This is a genomic window from Pseudoduganella sp. R-31 (genome assembly GCF_049913235.1).
Taxonomy (GTDB): Bacteria; Pseudomonadota; Gammaproteobacteria; order Burkholderiales; family Burkholderiaceae_D; genus Rugamonas.
Window position 1 is genome coordinate 3,992,933 of sequence record NZ_CP183986.1, and the last position, 18,919, is coordinate 4,011,851.

An 18,919-nucleotide genomic window follows, 5' to 3' on the forward strand; every position below is an offset into this window, starting at 1 on the left:
ACATTCAAGGATTTGCAAGCCCGAATGCGACACCCGGTCCCGGCTTCCGCGTAGGCTGGGCTGGACCGGCCGAACGGTCTGTCAATCCAACTATCGCAGTTCAATAAATTCTCGTGGAGCCAAAGGATGAAGAAGCAAACTCTCGCCCTCGCCTGCCTCATGGCCGGCCTGGTGGCGGCCTGTGGAGGCGGCAGCAGTCCGTCTACCCAGTCGCCTGCTTTCGCCGCCACTGTCACCGCCAGCACCAGCGCCAGCACCAGCACTACCACGGCAACAGGCACGCGCTGGATGAACGTGAAGTACGGCGGCAGCGGCTATGTACCCGGGCTGGTCTTTCACCCCACCAGCCCCAACGTGCTGTACGCGCGTACTGACATGGGCGGCAGCTACCGCTGGGATGCGGCGACCTCAGCCTGGACCCCGATCACCGACGGCTTCGGGATCAGGGAAGAATTTTTCAACGGTGCGGAAAGCATCGCGCTGGACGCCAACGACGACAAGCGCGTGTACCTGGTCACGGGAATGTATGACTGGGCCGGTACCAATGGCCGCCTGTATATTTCAACGGATCGCGGCGATAACTGGACCCACGTCGATCTCCCCTTCCGCGTCGGATCCAACGACCCTGGCCGCGCCATCGGCGAACGCCTGATGGTCGATCCTAACCAGTCCGCCGTCCTGTATTACGGTTCGCGCACTGCCGGTCTCTGGAAGAGCGCGGACTATGGCCAGACCTGGGCGCAAGTCAGCGCGCTGTCGTCGTTCCAGTATCCCGCCGAGCAGATCCCCTCGCTGCCCGGACGCACCTCGGCCGGCATCGAAGCAGTGTTGTTCGACACCTCGAGCACCGGCGCAGGCACCGCCACGCAGGGGCTTTACGCTGCCGTCGGCCCCGATTATGCAACTGCGGCAGGCCTGCCCTTCAACCTGTACAAGTCGAACGACGGCGGCGCAAGCTGGGCGGGTGTACCCACCCCGGTGACCGGATACCACATCCCGCACATGGCCCGTGCCAAAGACGGCATGATCTATGTCGCGTTCACCCGCGATATGGGCCCAGGCGCTGGCGGTCCGGCAAAGCTTTACAAGTTCGACGGCAGCAACTGGACCCTGTTGAAAAGCTACGATACGCAACAGTGGGTCAACTTCGGCATGGGCGGCCTGTCAGTCTCCGGCTCGGGACCGGCCACCCGGATTGCGCTCGGCGTCACGAATTCCTGGGGCAACTGGCAGGGCCAGCCTATCGTCCAGCTCTCGGACGACGCGGGCCTGACCTGGCGTGAAATCGCTTCGATGACGCCCCATACCCCGGCTGACGTCGACTTTTCCGGCTGGGTGGACGATGTCGAAATCGACCCGCACAACCCAGACCGCATCCTGCACGTATTCGGCGGCGGGGTCTGGGAAACCAGGAACGCTTCAGCAGCCTCGCCCAGCTGGAATCTCGCGGTCACCGGCCTCGAAGAAACCGCCACGCTTGCCCTGATGACGCCACCAAAGGGGGCCAGCTACACCCTGCTGAGAAGTTCGGGCGATATCGGCATGCACGTCCAGACCGAACTCCTGAAAACGCCAACGCGCGGCCCCCGCGGATGGTTCGGCAATGGCAACAGCGCCGACATGGCGTGGTCTGCCCCCGCTTACATCGCTGCGATCGGCACGCCGGTGTGGAACACGCCGAACGTCGCCGGCGCATACTCCACCGACTCCGGCGTGACCTGGACGGCATTTGCCGCCAACCACCCGGATGCCCTGGCCGACCAGGGTGGCGAATCGAACATCGCCGTGACCATGCCAGGGAACATTGTCTGGGCGCCTGCCAACTCGCGGCCCGCCTACACCACCAATAACGGCGCCAGCTGGGCCTATACCAACCTGCCAGCCCTCAGTGCGGTGGGTATCAACCGCGGCTACCGCATCGTTGCCGACCGCAAGAATCCACTCAAGGTGTACGCCTTCAACTCGGGCGGCGCATGGTGGAACCAGTGGTCCGATACTGCGCACTTCTGGTACTCGATCGACGGCGGCCACACCTTCACCGAGAGCACCGCCTTCACTGCTGCCGGTGCGCGGGTTGCAGATTTCTCCCACTCGTCGGTCGCCGTCAACCCGAATGCAGAGGGCGACATCTGGGTGGCTGATGGCTTCAGCCTCCTCCACTCGACCGATTCGGGCGTGACCTGGACCAGGCTGCAGGCCACGGCGCCCGACTGGGGCAGCCAGCCGGCGTGGATGTACCCGGAAGTATACGGTGCAACTTCGATCGCGCTGGGCAAAGCGACCGCCGGCGCCACTTATTCCTCGACCATCTACATCGTTGGCACCATCAGCAACGTATGGGGCGTGCATCGTTCCGACGATGGCGGCGTGACCTGGCGCCGTATCAACGACGACAAGCACCAATACGCGGGCCTCGGCAACCTCGCAGCCGACCAGTCCGTGCCGGGACGCGTGTTTGCCAGCGCCGCAGGCCGTGGCGTCGTGTTCAGCTATTGAAAAAGGGAGAAACCGTGAAACTCAATACTATCCTGGCCGCCTTGTGCTTCAGCATGGCAGCAAGCAGCGCTAGCGCGACCGTCCTGGAGTTCAGCAAGCTTACCGAGATGATGTATGGCGACGGCTTTCCGCTGGCGGACACCATGCGCTACGATGGACCGAACCTGAAGTACGAGGAGTCGGGTTTCCAGCTAACCCTGCACGCCCCTAATGCAGCACCAGGTGCGGCCAATGTTGGCAGCGGTACTTTCGAACCGCAGACCTACAACTGGCATGACGGCCTTGACAACGGCTCCGACACGTTCGTCACGCTGACCCGCATCGGTGGCGGCTTGTTCAACCTGAGTGGCTTTGACTACTTCGCAGACTGGAGCTCCGTCTCCGCCGATGGGAAACTGGTTGGCGTCATCCAGGACGCAGGCATCTGGGCCACGGCCTTGACCGGCATCATGGAACTGCGCATCAGCTCCGGCGCATTCACCCAGATCGACAACATCGATGTCGAAGCTTCCACCCGGGCCGTAGGCTTGCCAGGGACGTTGTCGCTGATGCTGGCGGGATTTGCTGCCGCCGGATTCACGCGACGCCGACGCTAATCCTGTGAAGCCGCGGCAAATGGATCGCATCCACCTGCCGCGCGCCCCTTGTCCGGCTCATTGCCTGCAGGGGAGACTATGAATCAGGCCCGCCGCCAAGGCACCGGGCAGCCAGGCCAGCAGGTTGGCCCGCATGTCGTGCTCGGACAAATCGGCGTGCCGCGCCGCCAGTGGCAAACACTGGCTGGCTAGCATGCCCTCGGGACCGGCGGCCACCAGCCGGGCCAGGAAATGGTATTGCCACTCCTGCAGTTCCTTCATGCCGACGCGGAATGCCATGCGCGTCACGGCGAGCAGCGAACGTGCGCGTGCCGGCGCGGGCGGTACGTCGGCGGCGGCACGCAGGGCGCGCGCATAGTCAAGCGCCGGCACGTCCAGGTCCAGCAGGCGCAGGCAGGCCGGCGTGCGCAGCAAGGGATCGCACCCCATCAACCAATCCAGCGGCGAGACGGCTTGCCCGGCGGCTCGGCCGGCAGCCTCCAGCCCGGGCGCTCGGCCAGCCTCGGTGCAGGCGCGCTCCAACTGCGCCAGCGCGACCGGCAACCGCAGTGCCCCATCGGCGCCCTGTCCCGCCTGGCTCGCGGCCAGGAAGCCGGCAAAACCCGCGCCCAGGTCATACAGCGATGTGGTGGATGGAGGATGGCGCCAGATGTAGCCTCTCGCAAAGAAGGAAAACAAGTCCTCGCCCAACAGCTTGTGCAGCAGTGGGTAGTCGGCGCGCAGGCAGTCCAGCAGTCGCAGCACATAGCCGTCGGCGTAGATGCGCATGCGCGCGGCAGGCGCTGCCCCATGGCCGTGGGCGATCACGTCGTCCAGGCGCCAGCCATGGCGTTGCAACGCCAGCGCCTGCCCCTGCTCGACGCCACCCGGCGATGTCATCACCGTCAGGAACCAGGCTTGCAAATCAGGCAGAGACATCGACGCCATCCCCCTGCCCCAGGCAGAAATCGAGCGGCGTCGAAACGGCGTCTTCGCGGCGCGCCGCGGCAACGCTCTGCGGCATCCCGCCGTTGAGGACCTGGCGCGCCTTACCCAGTTCGTCCAGCAATTCCGGGTAGGAGGGAATCTTCGCGTCCCATTCCAGCAGGGTCGACACCCCGCCTGTCAAGCGCTGGGCCAGCGCGTACAGCTGCCATACCGGCCCGGGCACCGGCGCATCGTGCGTGTCGACCAGGTAGGCGCCGCAGTCCGCCGGCCCGGCCAGGTGGATCTGGACGATGCGCTCGTGCGGCAGGCGCCGGATGTATTCCGCCGCGTCAAAGCCATGGTTGAAGGCCGAAACGTACACATTGTTCACGTCGAGCAGCAAGCCACAGCCGGTGGCTTCCGCCAGCCGTCCGAGGAACTCCCATTCCGGCATCTGCGAGACGCGGAACTCCGCATAGCTGCTGGGATTCTCCAGGACCAGCGGGCGCTCCAGGTAGTCCTGCACCTGGCGCACGCGCGCTGTCACGTGGGCCAGGCAGGCGTCCGTCAACGGCAGCGGCAGCAGGTCGTGCGCGTTGTGCGACGCCACGCCGGTCCAGCACAGGTGGTCCGAGACCCAGGCCGGCCCGATGTCGCCGGCCAGCCGCTTCAATCCGTCCAGATAGGCGAAGTTGAGCGGCGCCGTGCTGCCGATCGACAGCGACACTCCGTGCATGACCAGCGGCACCTGGCACGCCACGGTCTCCAGCACATGACGCGCATGGCCGTGGTGGCCGATGAAATTCTCGCTGATGATTTCGAACCAGTCGACACCGGGACCATGCGCCAGGATGTGCTGAAAATGCGGCGTGCGCAGGCCCAGGCCGAGCCCAAGATTGGGCAGGCCCAGGCGCTGGCGCACATTGTCGGGCGCTTCGCCTGCCATCAGGTGGATGGCGGCAGGGCCACGCGCAGGTCGGTCGGCTCCGGCATGGGCGCCGTCACCGGGGCGCCGCGCTTGGCCATTACCGCCTTGTAGGCTTCCCATGCCTTCTCGTACACCGAGTCGCCCTTGGTGAACGCCATGGTCTGCCCCAGCGGCACCGCCTGGTGGTCCGGCCCCTCGAAGTCGTACAGCTTCATGGCCGGAGGCGGCGCCGTCTCCGGATACAGCTGCGAGGCCGAAATCGGCACCGCGCAGCCGCCGAAGCTGGCGCACTTGTTGTCGCTCGGCGCGCTGTATGGCGTCACTTTTCCGGTGCTGCCTGCAGCAGGCGCCTGCGCCACCTTGGCGCCGCACAGTCCTCCGCCTCCCGTATCGCGCTGCGCGAAGCCGCAGCCGCCCTGTGCATGGCAACCGTTGGAACCGCGGCAGGTATGGTAGATCTCGATTGCCGCACAGCTGGCGCCGGTATCCGGCTTGGCCAGCGACAGGCCCTGGCAGGCGTGGTACAAGGTATCCTTGCCGGGCGCGTCCAGGCCGTGGCGCAGGTCCGCCGACTGCCCCGTGATGGCCCAGCAGATCGACATGCGGTCACCCGATCCCACCATCGATGGATAGGGGAAGCTGGCGCCCTGGTCCTGCCAGTATGTGTCGAGCACCGTGGTGATGCCGGCGATGGCGCCCACGGCCACCTCGCTCAGCATCTTGCGGGTGGCGGAACCCTGCGCCTTCAGGCGATTGAGCGCATCGGCTACCTGCTGCGGCGTGGGGATGTTGTGGGGCGCCGTTTCGGGATCGTACTGCGCGTTGGTCAGGTCGGCGGCGCTCCAGCCCTTGCCCTCCTTGTCCCATGCCGCATGCCACGATTCCCAGGTCACGACCTGCTTGAGGATTTCGCGCACTTCCAGAAAGCGCTCGAAATGGTCCTGCTTTTTGCTGTCGCCGCGCGCCGCGGCATCGCGCGACGGCGCCTGCTTGCCGTCCTGGTCGTAGGATGGATAGTCCGCTTCCAGCGCGGCGCGATCTTCCTGGTATTTCCCATCCACCGCAGTCAACAGGCGTTGCTTGCGGTAGCGCTGGATCTCGATGGTATTGCCCTCCCCCTGGTCGGAGATCGCACTCATCATGTCGATCACCTTGTCGAAGGCGGTGGCGGCGCTGCCCTGGTCTTCCGTCGTCAGCAAGGTGTCGAAGCGCGGGAACTCTTTCTTCGGGTGGCCATCGGCCTTGGAGTTGAACATGTCCTGCTGCACCGAGCCGGCGCGGAACATTTTCGTAAACAGCGACTCGCCATCCGCATATTCGATGCTCAGGTACTGGGCATAGCATTCGTACATCCAGCCGATGGTGCCGAACATCGGCAGGTTGCGCTCAGTGTAGTCCACCTGCCAGCCCGCGAACGGGACCTCGGGGAAATACCTCTTCGCGTTCTCAGGATCGGCTTCCAGCTCCTTGCGCGCATCCTTTTCCGGCTGCTCGATGGCCAGGAACAGCTTGCACTGGTTTTCGTTCAGCGCTTCCAGGTTGACGCGCACATGGCTGTAGTTACTGGTGTTCTTCAGGTCGACGATGTGGGGAATCACACTGCAGTCGGGTCCATAGCAATGCCAGCCATGCTCTTTCGTCTGCAGCGACAGGCTGGTGAAGGAGGCCTTGACGTCCAGCGCCGTGGCGATGTTGGAAGCCATCTGCAAATGCAGCATCTCCTGGATGAACACACTGAAGATGATGTTGAATGCCTTGGCGTTCGGCGTGCCCGGCATGGCGCGGGTCGACATGCCCGGCCATTCGCGGCCCTTGTAGTAGGTGGTGCCGTCGGAATTGATCTGGTGCATGCCGTGGATCGAGTACATGGTGCTCATGTACAAGGGGATGGTGAACAACTCCACGTTGATGGCCGCTTGCGCCATGGCGCGTGCGGCCGACTTGTCTTCCTCGACGAACTTCAGGCTGCGTCCGGTAATCGGCTTGATGGTCTTGCCCAACAATGGAATCTGCATGGAGGTTCTCCTCGGGGTGGTGAACCAGCGGGCGGCCCGCTGTGCCGCTACGACCTATAGCTCGGCAAGTGTGCCCGAGTCCCCTGCCTGGAATTCTCTCCAAATATTTACTTCGCGGAATATTTCGTTGCCGCTCCTTGAATTGCTTGGAGTTTCGCAACACTTGCGAATTACGAGCCGGACAAAATGGACTGATAATTGGTTATCAACGCAAGGACGTATTAATACTTTTATAACAGTAGAAAAGCATGCGCCCGCCTTCCCGTTTAATTCTCTCCAATGCTCACATGTTGAATTGAAAGCCTAAGTTCAAGCCCAGCCTCCTTTTCCTGAAGGTTGCGGAAATCCTACACATTCGTTCGGAAGCGTAACAGAATATTGTTTTTCCAGAGGCAAGTCTAAAATCCCATGTATTTTATGATCCTATGCGCCAATAAGCCAAACCCTTACCTCCTCGATAACCTGGCACCATTAACCTGAGAAATCAAATTAATGCGCTCCGTCCCTTGCAAGCTTCAAAATAAATATCGTCCAATAAACAAAATCGCGCTTGGCGCCGCAAGCCTGCTAATCCTTTCAGGCTGCTCGACGCTGAACGTCGATAGCGCCAAGTTGACGTTGCCTGAAGTGCGCGCCACCCTGCAGGAGGACAAAACCGCCCTGGCCCGCGACGTCGAGCCGCTGAACGGCCCGCTGACCTTGGACAACGCCATCGCCCGCGCCATCAAATACAACGCTGACCGCCGCTTCCGGGCCATGGAACTGGCAGTGGCTCAGGACAGCTTTGAAGCAGGCAAATACGATATGCTGCCCAGGCTGGTAGCCTCGGCCGGCTACCGCGACCGCAGCAACGACCTGATCACGCGCAGCACCGATTCGGTCACCGGTGAACCGTCGCTGGCCCACCCGTATATTTCTTCCGAACGCCAAGCGCTGAATACTGAAATTGGCATTTCCTGGAGCCTGCTCGACTTCGGCCAAAGCTATTACGCCGCCCGCCAGAACGCCGACCGTGTATTGATCGCCGCCGAGCGCCATCGCAAGGCCCTGAATAACCTGGTGCAGGACGTTCGCTCGGCCTACTGGCGGGTCGTGGCGGCGCAAAAACTGCTGCCGCAGCTGCGCCAGACCATTGCCGATTCCGAAGCGGCGCTCAAGGATGCACGCAAGGCTGAGGACGACCGCATCCGTACGCCGCTGGAACCGCTGCGTTACCAACGCCAGCTGCTGGAAAACCTGCGCCTGCTGGAAACGATCGACCAGGAGCTATCGACCGGCAAGGTCGAGTTGGCCACCCTGGCAAACTTGCCGCTGACAGCTGACTACACCGTGGTCGAGCCGGCCAGCGAAGTCAACGCTGCTTGGCTGCAGCAGCCGGTCGATCGTCTGGAAGAGTACGCATTATTGCGCAACCCGGACCTGCGCGAGGGCATCTACAACGCCCGCATCGCCCAGCAGGAAACCCGTCGTGCGCTGCTGAAGATCTTCCCTGGCCTGTCGTTCAACTATGGCGTCAAGCACAGCAATGACGACTACCTGATCCACCGCAACTGGAACGAAGCCGGCGCACAGGTTTCCTTCAACCTCCTGGGCTTGCTATCGGCCCCGGCACAGATGCGCCTGGCCGATGATGGTGTTGCGCTGGCCAACCAGCGCCGCATGGCGACCCAGATGGCCGTGCTGAGCCAACTGCATATCGCGCGCCTGCAATATGCCAACACGATCCGCCAGTACGAGCGCGCCGACGCCATTGCGGGCGTCGACAATCGCATCGCTCAGCACGTCGCCAACCAGGCCGAAGTGCAGAAGCAGTCGGCCCTGGACCGCATTTCGCAGCAGAGCAGCACTGTCCTGTCGCAGCTGCGCCGCTACCAGGCGCTGTCCAACGCACAGGCCGCTGCCTCGCGCCTGCAGGCGACGCTGGGCATGGAGCCGGCCATCGCAGGTGCCGCCACCATGCCGCTGGACCAGCTGACCGCGGCCGTCGGGCAGTCGCTGCAACGCTGGAACCAGGGCCAGCTGCCGCCGCTTGAGGACGGTAAATGAGCGCTGGACGCACCACTCTGGCCAGCCTGCTGGCAGCTGCCACCCTACCCCTGTTGAGCACCCAGGCCGCCACGCCGCCAACGGTCGGCGCTGCGCTCGATAGCCGTGAGATCCGTGCCCAGTTGATGCCGCGCCGCTACACGACCCTTGCCGCCGAGATTGGCGCCAAGATCAATCGCCTGCCGCTGGCCGAAGGCGCATCTTTCAAGCAGGGCCAGTTGCTGGTGCAGTTCGACTGCACGCTGCAGCAAGCGCAGCAGGCCAAGGCCGAGGCGGCGCTGATGGCGGCCGACACCAACTGGAAGGGCAACCAGAAGCTGGCTCAACTGAATTCGGTTGGCAAGGTCGAACTGGACGTGTCGAAGGCGGAAATGCTGAAGGCCCAGGCCGAAGTGGGGGCCAGCCGCGCGCTGCTGGGCAAGTGCCAGGTCAGCGCGCCATTTGCCGGGCGCATCGCCGAGCAAAAGGCGCGTGAGCAGCAATATGTGCAGCCCGGCCAGGCATTGATGGAGATCATCGACGACAGCGCGCTGGAACTGGAATTCATTGTGCCGTCGCGCTGGCTCAACTGGGTGCACAGCGGCAGCGCCTTCCAGGTCAGTATCGATGAAACCGGCAAGACCTACCCGGCCAAGGTGCAGCGTATCGCTGCCAAAGTCGACCCGGTCAGCCAGTCGGTCAAATTAACAGCAGTCATCGAAGGCCGCTACGGCGAGCTGATCGCCGGCATGAGCGGCAAAGTGCTGATGACACCGCCAACGCCGAAGTGATCTTTTACCACAACGGAAAGAAAGGGGATCCAATGAATTCGCGCTCTCACCGCATCACCCGTTGTCTCACCCTGACTGCGACCCTGGCTGCTGCCGCTGGCTGGAACAGCGCCGCCTATGCCTGCTCGGCAGAACCGTATTTGTCGTCAGTCTGCATCATGGCCTGGAGCAGCAATGACTTCCGCGGTTTTCTGCCGGCCGCCGGTCAGCTGCTGAACATCTCGCAAAACTCCGCCTTGTTCTCCCTGCTTGGCACGACCTATGGCGGCAACGGGCAGAGCACGTTCGCCCTGCCCGACCTGCGCGGCCGCGTGGTGGTAGGCGCGGGCACCGGTGCCGATGGCATCCCCTATACCGTGGGCCAAGCTGGCGGCGTTGCCAACGCCACCCTGACGATGGCGCAAATGCCTCTCCACGTCCATAGCTCCGGCGCGGCCAGCCTGAACGGCGTCGCGGTCACGCTCGACCTGAGCAAAGCCACCGGCGCCACCGCCGCGCTGAGCGGTGCGACCTTCACGGCGAATACCAGCGCCCTGACGCTGAAAGCGTTCAGTGGCAACGGTACAGCCTCGGCTCCCGGAGGTGCTGCACTGGCGACTACGGCCTCCCCAAGCAACAAGATTTACTCGACTACCGCGCCTGACGTCAACATGGCGGCGGGCACCTTCGGCGGCAGCATCGCGGTGAGCTCCACCAGCACGATCCCCGTCACCCTGCCGGCATCGGCCAGCGCCACGCTGAGCGGCACCGCGCCGGGCAGCGGCAACACCGGCCCGGCCGGCGGTAGCACGCCGTTCAGCAATATGCAGCCTTACCTTGTGATGAATTACTTTATTTCCACCCAGGGCGTTTACCCTTCCCGCAACTAAAGCAACGCGGCCGCTCTTCAGGGAGAGCGGCCAGTGGAACGATATGCAGTCTATTCGCATTTCCCTCCTGCTCGCCGCCGCGCTGTCTGCGGCGCCAGCGAGCGCAAAAAAGGCATCCGACCATGCGGAGCCGCTGCATGCCGCCTACGCTTTGCTGGACAAAGGCGATTATGCGCACGCCTATCCTGCATTCCTGCGCCAGAGTGGCAAGAATCCACTGGCTCAATTCATGCTCGGGCTGTTTCACCAAATTGGCTGGGGCCGCCCCGTTGACCAGGATGCCGCCTGTGCCTGGTTTGCCAAGGCTGCCAGGGGCAAGATTCCGACCGCCCAGCACTACAGTGCGACCTGCCTGATGCGCACACCCGACGTACCTGGAAACGCGGGCGCCGCGCTGGCCGAATACCTGGCCGCTGCCGATGGCGGCCACAAGATCTCGCTGTGTTCGGCAGCCGAGTTCTACATCCGTGGTCGTTACGTTGCCAGGGATGTGGTGCGCGGCCTGAACCTGTGCGGCCAGGCCGCGATGGCCAATTCGCCGCCGGCCATGCTGTTGCTGGCCAATTACCTGCAAAACGATCCCGACGTGCCGCGCGATCTTGCCGGCGCGCGCCACTGGTACCAACTGGCTGCGGGACACAACCTGCCCGAGGCACGGTACCAGCTGGCCATCATGCAGTCCCAGGGTGATGGCGGCCCGGTCGACAGCAATGCGGCGCTGGGCAATATGGAAGCCCTGGCTGCCGCCGGCTACGCCGCAGCCTACCTGCCTACCGCCGTCCTGTATGCCCATCTGCCACCGCAAGCCGACACCGGCGCGCCCAGCGCAGTACACCTGGCCAAGGCCTACCTGTGGGCCAGCGCAGCCAAGGCCAGCCTGGCCGACCCGGCCCCGGCTGAAAAACTGCTGGCCAGTGTCCTGGCCCTCATGCCCGCCGAATGGCGCCCCGGACTGGACCGGAAAGTCGCCGACCATTTGGCCAAATTTGCCGCACCTCGCGCCACCGGCGCATCCCCTGGAGCCTGACATGAACGATTCATCCTTCCCCGCCGATCGACGCCGCCGCCCCCTGCGCCGCAGCTCCCAACTGCTGCCGCTGGAGCAGCGTTTCATGTTCGACGGTGCTGTCGCCGATGCTGCGCATGCCGCCCAGGCGCACGAAGCACCGCCGGTCCCGCCCGCGGTCACGGTGCGGGCGGCCGAGCCGGCCAAGGACCAAGGCAAGAAGGAAGTGGCGATCGTCGATACCTCGCTGGCCAACTACAAGACCCTGGAAGCCGGCCTGCGCGCCGGCGTCGGCATCGTCGAATTCGACGGCAGCAAGGACGGCCTGGCGCAAATCGCGCAATGGGCTGCCAGCCAAAGCAATGTCGACGCGATTCACATCCTGTCGCACGGCGCGCAAGGTGTGGTCGATCTCGGCACCATGCACCTGAGCGAGAGCTCGCTGTCGTCGGCCGCGACCCAGCGGGAACTGGCGCAACTGGGCAAGGCGCTGTCCAGCGACGGCGACCTGCTGTTCTATGCCTGCGATGTCGCCGCCGGTGGCAAAGGCACTGCGCTGCTGGATGGCCTGGCACGCGCGACCGGCGCCGATGTGGCGGCGTCGACCGACGCGACCGGCGCCGCCGGCAAAGGCGGCAACTGGGGGCTTGAAGTCCGTGCGGGCAAGATTGAAACCGAGGCGCTGCGCATCAGTGACTACCAGGACTTGCTGACCCTGGTCACCATCACCAACAGCGACGCCGATTATTCGAACTACCAGTTCACCAAGAGCGTCAATGGCGTTACCTTTACCTTTGCCGGCGACCCGAGCTTCGGCGTCGGCATGGATGCATCCTTCGGGCCAGACGGATTGTATGCATTCGATACCAGTACCGGGAGTGGCGTCAAGCTGACCATCTCGGCCCAGTCTGGTTATATGTTTGACCTGAGCGGCCTTGATGTGGGCACCAATGCCAGCGGAATAAGCATCCAATACACCGATGCCGGCAACCATACCAACACGGTGTCACCGGGCATGGCAAACGGCAGCTGGCAAACCCTCTCAGGTTTGGGCAGCACGGTCAGGAACGTAGTCAGCATCGTGCTGACCGCAAATGATTTCACCCTTTTCCAGAATTTTAATTTCATCAACATCCAGACGATAGCGCCGGCCGCCGTGGTCAACAGCGCCTCGCTGTCGTCCGATAGCGGCACCAGCAGCAGCGACTTCATCACCAACGTTGCCAGCCAGACGATCAGCGGTACGTTGAGCAGCGCGCTGGGCACGGTCGAAAAGGTGCAGGTCTCTTTTGACAACGGCAATACCTGGAGCGATGCCACCAGCTACACCGTCGGCTCCAGCAGCTGGAGCACCACCACCACCCTGTCCGGCAGCAATACCTTTCAGGCCCGCGTTTCCAATTCCAATACCTCCAGTACGGCCTATACGCACACCTACACCCTGGACACCACGGCGCCGGCCACCACCTTCAGCAACGCGGCGCTGGGAACCGATACCGGCGCCAGCAACACCGATTTCATCACCAACGTCTCCAGCCAGACCATCAGCGCCACCCTCGGCAGTACGCTGAGCGCGGGCGATGTGCTCAAGGGCTCGCTCGATGGTGGCAGCACCTGGGCCGATATCACCGCCAAGGTCTCCGGCACCACGCTGACGTGGAACGGGGCCACGCTCGGCAGCGGGACCAATACCCTGATGCTGAAGGTGACCGACGCTGCCGGCAACGACAGCAGCACCTACAGCAAGAGCTATACGCTGGATACCGTCGCGCCGGCCACCACGATCAGCACCGTCAGCTTCTCGAACGACAGCGGCAGTTCCGGCAGCGACTTCAACACCAACGTCGCGTCGCAAACGGTCAGTGGCACGCTGTCGGCCAACCTGCAATCCGGCGAGACGGTGTACGTCTCGATGAACAACGGCGCCACCTGGACCGCGGCCACCACGACGGTCGGCACGAACACTTGGTCGCTGACAGGCGTCACGCTCACCGCCAGTAACAATATGCGCGTCAAGGTGTCCGACACTGCCGGAAACGATGGCACCGTGCTAGTCCAGGCCTATGTCTACGACGCCACGGCGCCCAGCACGACGTTCAGCGGCCTGGCTTTCTCCAACGACAGCGGAGTCGCCGGCGACTTCATCACCAATACCGCCAGCCAGGCCATCAGTGCCACATTGAGTGGCAGCCTGGCAGGAGGCGATATCCTGTACGGTTCGCTCGATGGCGGCAGCACATGGACGAACATCACCAGCAACGTCAGCGGCACCGCGCTGAGCTGGACGGGCGTTGCCCTCACAGGCAGCAACACCCTGCAGCTGAAGGTAGTGGACGCCGCCGGCAACCAGGGCGCGGCAAGCAGCCAAGCCTATGTGCTGGACGCCAGCGGCCCCGCCGCGCCGTCCGCGCCGGTGCTGACCATCGACAGCGGCATTTCCAGCAGCGACCTGGTCACCAACGTCAACACGCCTACGTTCACGGGAAGCGCAGAGAATGGCAGCACGGTCAGGATCTACGATGGCGCTGTGCTGCTGGGCAGCGTGACCGCCACCGGTGGTGTCTGGAGCTATACTTCGACCACGCTTGGCGAGGGCAGTCACAACATCTCTGCAACGGCAACTGACGCAGCCGGCAATGTCTCTGCATCGTCCAGCGCCATTGCGGTGACAGTGGATACCACTGCTCCAGTGATCAATTCAGTGTCCGTGCCGGCGAACGCCACTTACTACAATGGAAATACGCTGGACTTCACTGTCAACTTCAGCGAAGCCGTATACGTGGACACCAGTGGCGGCACGCCGCGTATCGCGATGGTGATTGGCGCCACCACACGCTATGCCAACTACCTTTCCGGCTCCGGCACCAGTGCCCTGGTGTTCCGCTATACCGTGGTCAACGGCGACAGCGACAGCGACGGCATCACGGTCGGCGCCATGACATCCAACGGTGGCGTGCTATCCGACTTGGCGGGAAACATCGGCGTCAACACGCTGAATAGCGTCGGCAGCACGGCAGCGGTTCTGGTCGATGGCTCGCAACCCAGTGTCACCAACATCAGCTCGACTACCGCAGACGGCGCCTATCGCACTGACAGCACCATCACCATCACGGTCGATTTCAGCGGCACCGTGAACGTTGACACTACCGGCGGCACGCCGACGCTGGCACTCAATTCCGGTGGTACCGCTACGTACAGCGGCGGCAGCGGCAGCAGCACCCTGACCTTCAGCTATACGGTGATGGCGGGAGAAAACAGCGCCGATCTCGATTACACCAGCAGCAGCGCCCTTTCCCTTAATGGCGCCACCATTGCGGACGCGGGCGCCAGCGGCCAAAGCGCCTCCTTGACACTGGCCGCACCGGGCGCCGCCAGCTCGCTCGGCGCCAACAAGAACATTGATATCGACACCATTGCGCCTGTCGTCACCGGAAGCACGGCAGCATTCTCGGCCGATACCGGCATTTCCGGCACGGACCTGATCACCAATGTGGCAGCGCAAAGCATCAGCGGCACGCTGACCGGGAGCCTGCCGGCCGGGGACAGCGTACAAGTCTCGCTGGACAACGGCGCCACCTGGACCACCGCTCTTGCCTCAGGCAACAGCTGGTCGCTTGCCGCACCCGTCGTACTCACCGGCAGCAGCACATTGCAAGTGCGCGTCGTCGACCCCGCCGGCAACGCCGGCAGCGCCGCCTCCTTTGCCTACGTGCTGGACACCGCCGCCCCTGCTGCCGCTTTCAGCAATATCGCCTTCTCCAGCGACACCGGCATCAGCAATATCGACCTGCTCACCAACATCAGCGCGCAAACCATCAGCGCCAACCTGAGCGCCGCGATGGCAAGCGGCGAACGGCTGTTTGGTTCGCTGGACAACGGCGCCACCTGGGCCGACATCACCAGCAAGGTCAGCGGCACGACGCTGAACTGGGATGGCATCACGCTAAGCGGCAGCAACACCTTGCAGCTGCGTATGACAGATGCCGCCGGCAATGATGGCGCCATTACCAGCAAGGCCTACGTGCTCGACATGACGGCACCGGCCACCGCCATCGCCAGCGCATCCTTTTCCGGCGACAGCGGCAGCAGCGCGAGCGATTTCATCACCAGCGTAGCGGCGCAAACCCTCAGCGGCACGCTGTCCACCAACCTGGGGGCCGGCGAAACCGTTTACGTTTCCCTGGACAATGGCGCCAGCTGGCACGCCGCCAGCGCCAGCGTCGGCCAAAGTACCTGGTCGCTTGGCGGCCAGACGCTCAGTGCCAGCAATACCCTGCTGGTGAAAGTCAGCGACGTCGCCGGCAACGATGGTCCGGTCCACATGCAAGCCTATGTTTTCGACACGACAGCGCCAGTCAGTCCATCTGCCAATACAGTGTTCAGTAGCGATTTGGCGCCGGTGCTGTCAGGCAGCGCTGCGCTGGCTGGCGGCGAGACGCTTACCGTCACGGTCGGCGGTGCGAAATACGTCGTCAGCCCGGTCGGTGGCCACTGGAGCCTGGACCTTTCCAGCGCCACGCCCGCCAGCGGTACCCTGGCCCTTGCTCAAAACAGCAGCTACGACATCCTTGCGACCGCCACCGATCCCGCCGGCAATACCAGCAGCGGCACCGGCAAGCTGACCATCGCCTCCACACCACTGGTTACCGGCTTCCAGCTGTCGGCGGATAGCGGCATCAGCAACAGCGATTTCATCACCAACGTGGCTGCACAGACCGTGAGCGGAACGTTATCGGCCCCACTGTTCAACGGCCAAACGGTGGAAGTGTCAGTCGACGGCGGCGCCACCTGGAGCCCGGCAAATGCCAGCGGAAATAGCTGGAGCGCCAACGTGACGCTCAATGGCAGCAACACCCTGATGGCGCGCGTTACCAGCGTCAGCGGGAGCGGCATGCCACTGCAGCATGCATTCACACTGGACACCAATGCACCAACCACCGCGCCATCGCTCATCTCGCTAAGCACGGATGGCATCGTCGACGGTGCCCTCTCGGCCCCTTTGGCTGCCGGCGAAGCCTTGCACGCTTCGTTAGATGGCGGAACCACCTGGTCTGCTGTCAGCACCATCGGTCGAGCCTGGTCCGTGAACAGCAACGGTGCCAGCAGCGTCCAAGTAGCCGTGCGCGACACCGCCGGGAATAGCGGCGCCACGCTGGTGATCAATACTGCGGTGCCGCCAGCGATTCCCTTGCCCGTTACGCCGATGATGGCAGTTGCCCCGCCCAGTGCGCCATTCACCGTCGTTCCGGGTGGGAATGAACAGCAGGGGCAGGACCACCCGGATGCGACGGCGCCATTGGTGCTGCCGCTGACCAGCATGGGCGGGGACATTGCCTCCAGTTGGCCGGGCGCCGCGCCCAAACCGGTGCTGGACATTCTGCCAGCCACCGTCGCACTGGCACCGGTTCCAGGATCCGACCCCGGCCAAAGCGGAGCGGCCTTCAGGGATGTACAAGGATCGACCGGTGTCACCTTCCAGATCGCCATCGTGCCGGAACTGCCGGGTGGCGATACGCTGGTGGCATACCGGCCTATCCCGGATGTCAGCAGCGCTAGCGGCCAGCGGATATCCGTACAGATAGGCAGCGATGCCTTTGCCCAATCGAGCAAGAGCGCGAGCGTCATGTTGAGCGCGCAATCGGCGGACGGTTCACCGCTTCCCGGATGGATCAGGTTTGATGCCCGCACCGGGCGCTTTGAAGGCACGTCACCGCCGGCTTTCGAAGGCACCCTGAGCCTCAAGGTCATTGCGCGCGACAGCAAAGGCCATATCGCAACACAGGTGTTCAAGATTGTCGTTTCCAAGGATGGGCAAGCCGGTAAGCACAGCGAATGGCATGCAGAACCGGCCGGCCGGTCAAGTCTCGGTGAACAGCTGCGCGCGGCGCGCAGTGCGGCTGCGGCCCGTCTGGCGGCGCTCTCGGCATGAACGACGGCGCACTGCAGAACCCCTTGCTGCTCCTGCTGGAACTGGCCCAGCGCGCGCGCGCTGCGGCCAGTGCCAACGAACTGGCCTTCCTGGCGGTGAACGACAGCCGTGCGATGGCGCCTTATCGCCAGGCTGCGCTATGGTTCCAGTCCAGTGGCGTGCATACCCTGTCCGGCGTGGTCACGGTGGAAGCCAATGCACCCTACGCGCAGTGGCTGGACCAGCTTTGCCGCACACTCTCCGAACAGCACACGCTGACGACGCCGCTGGACATCGATCCAGCCCAGCTTCCAACTGCCATCAAAGCCGAATGGGACGAATGGCTGCCAGCGCACGCGACCTGGTTGCCGCTGCGTGGCTTGGCCAGTCCAGGCGGCCTGCTGCTGGCCGGTGAGGCGGCCCTCCCGCCCCATCAACTGGCGCTGTTGAGCGAATGGATGGACATCTGGCAGCACGCCTGGCGCTCCGCGCATCCGTCGCCGGGCTGGTCACTGGGCCGCCTGCCCACGCTGCTACGCGAGTGGTGGCGAGGCAGTACCCAGGGCAAGCACTGGCCTCGCCGGCTGGGCACTGTTGCCGTGCTTCTGGCCGTGCTGGTGTTTCCGGTTCGGCTGACGGTTCTGGCGCCGGGCGAACTGGTGCCGGCCAATCCGGCCACCATACGCGCACCGCTCGATGGCGTGATCGCCGCAATCTCCGTACGTCCGAACCAGGTGGTGACGGCTGGCCAGCCGCTGTTCTCATTCGACCAGGCTCCTATTGGCAGCCGGCTGAATGTGGCGCGCGAGGCCCTGTCCACCGCACAGGCAGAGTATCGCCAGAACGCCCAGCTGATGCTCAACGATCCACGCGCACGAGGCCAGCTGGCCGCGGCGCTCGGCAAGGTGGCGGAGAAGCAGGCGCAGGCCGACTTCCTTGAAGGCCAGGCGCAGCGCTCGCGGGTGTTGGCACCGCAGGCCGGCATCGTCCTGTTCGACGATCCATCCGAATGGATAGGCCGTCCGGTGCAAACCGGCGAGCGCATCATGCAGGTGGCAGCGCCTGACGATGTTGAAATCGAAGCCTGGGTGCCGATTGGCGACGCCATCCCCCTGGCCGACGACGCCCCATTGCATCTCTACCTGGCCACGACGCCAATGTCGCCACTGAACGGTACGCTACGCTACATGAGCCACCGCGCCGTGGCTCGTCCGGACGGAAGCTACGCCTATCGGGTGCGCGCGAGGCTGAACGCCCCCTCCGGCCAGCGTATCGGCCTCAAAGGCACAGCCAAACTGGGCGGAGAGCGTGTACCACTGATCTACTGGATACTGCGCCGGCCGTTGGCCAGCATTCGCCAGTTCATCGCACTTTAAGGG

At 63.9% G+C, this 18,919-nt stretch carries 11 protein-coding genes; 8 read left to right on the forward strand and 3 right to left on the reverse strand.

Features of this window, described 5'->3' with window-relative positions; all coding sequences use genetic code 11:
• The first annotated feature begins 126 nt into the window (after positions 1–126).
• Positions 127–2,496, forward strand: a complete 2,370-nt coding sequence (locus tag ACN9MY_RS18070; protein ID WP_426335891.1) for a dockerin — start codon at positions 127–129, stop codon at positions 2,494–2,496.
• Between the two features lie 14 nt (positions 2,497–2,510).
• Positions 2,511–3,092 (forward strand): hypothetical protein, encoded by a 582-nt coding sequence (locus ACN9MY_RS18075; protein ID WP_426335892.1) that lies wholly within the window; start codon positions 2,511–2,513, stop codon positions 3,090–3,092.
• Positions 3,093–3,149: 57 nt separating this feature from the next.
• Here the strand turns inward: ACN9MY_RS18075 and ACN9MY_RS18080 are convergent, their stop codons facing one another.
• Genes ACN9MY_RS18080 through ACN9MY_RS18090 form a run of 3 tightly spaced genes read right to left on the reverse strand, consistent with a single transcriptional unit; the run spans position 3,150 to position 6,941 of the window.
• Positions 3,150–4,010: a putative DNA-binding domain-containing protein gene (locus tag ACN9MY_RS18080; RefSeq protein WP_426335893.1), complete on the reverse strand. Its 861-nt coding sequence runs from the start codon at positions 4,008–4,010 to the stop codon at positions 3,150–3,152.
• Complete coding sequence (locus ACN9MY_RS18085) at positions 3,997–4,944, reverse strand: DUF692 domain-containing protein (protein WP_426323783.1); 948 nt, start codon at positions 4,942–4,944, stop codon at positions 3,997–3,999. Before ACN9MY_RS18085 ends, ACN9MY_RS18080 begins: the two co-directional genes overlap by 14 nt.
• Complete coding sequence (locus ACN9MY_RS18090) at positions 4,944–6,941, reverse strand: ferritin-like domain-containing protein (protein ID WP_426318184.1); 1,998 nt, start codon at positions 6,939–6,941, stop codon at positions 4,944–4,946. The genes ACN9MY_RS18085 and ACN9MY_RS18090 overlap by 1 nt, the downstream gene beginning before the upstream one ends.
• A gap of 612 nt (positions 6,942–7,553) precedes the next feature.
• On the opposite strand from ACN9MY_RS18090, the gene ACN9MY_RS18095 reads away from it, so the two are divergent.
• Genes ACN9MY_RS18095 through ACN9MY_RS18120 form a run of 6 tightly spaced genes read left to right on the forward strand, consistent with a single transcriptional unit; the run spans position 7,554 to position 18,916 of the window.
• The gene (locus ACN9MY_RS18095) at positions 7,554–8,987 is read left to right on the forward strand and encodes a TolC family protein (protein ID WP_426318185.1); all 1,434 of its coding nucleotides are present in this window, start codon (positions 7,554–7,556) and stop codon (positions 8,985–8,987) included.
• The gene (locus ACN9MY_RS18100) at positions 8,984–9,757 is read left to right on the forward strand and encodes an efflux RND transporter periplasmic adaptor subunit (protein WP_426318186.1); all 774 of its coding nucleotides are present in this window, start codon (positions 8,984–8,986) and stop codon (positions 9,755–9,757) included. The genes ACN9MY_RS18095 and ACN9MY_RS18100 overlap by 4 nt, the downstream gene beginning before the upstream one ends.
• Positions 9,758–9,789: 32 nt before the next feature.
• On the forward strand, positions 9,790–10,626 hold the full coding sequence (locus ACN9MY_RS18105; RefSeq protein ID WP_426318187.1) for a phage tail protein: 837 nt from the start codon (positions 9,790–9,792) through the stop codon (positions 10,624–10,626).
• A gap of 43 nt (positions 10,627–10,669) precedes the next feature.
• Positions 10,670–11,653: a tetratricopeptide repeat protein gene (locus tag ACN9MY_RS18110; protein ID WP_426318188.1), complete on the forward strand. Its 984-nt coding sequence runs from the start codon at positions 10,670–10,672 to the stop codon at positions 11,651–11,653.
• A gap of 1 nt (position 11,654) precedes the next feature.
• Entirely contained in the window at positions 11,655–17,561 is a 5,907-nt protein-coding gene (locus tag ACN9MY_RS18115; RefSeq protein ID WP_426335894.1) for an Ig-like domain-containing protein, read from the forward strand.
• Complete coding sequence (locus tag ACN9MY_RS18120) at positions 17,558–18,916, forward strand: efflux RND transporter periplasmic adaptor subunit (RefSeq protein ID WP_426335895.1); 1,359 nt, start codon at positions 17,558–17,560, stop codon at positions 18,914–18,916. The genes ACN9MY_RS18115 and ACN9MY_RS18120 overlap by 4 nt, the downstream gene beginning before the upstream one ends.
• The last annotated feature ends 3 nt before the right edge of the window (positions 18,917–18,919 follow it).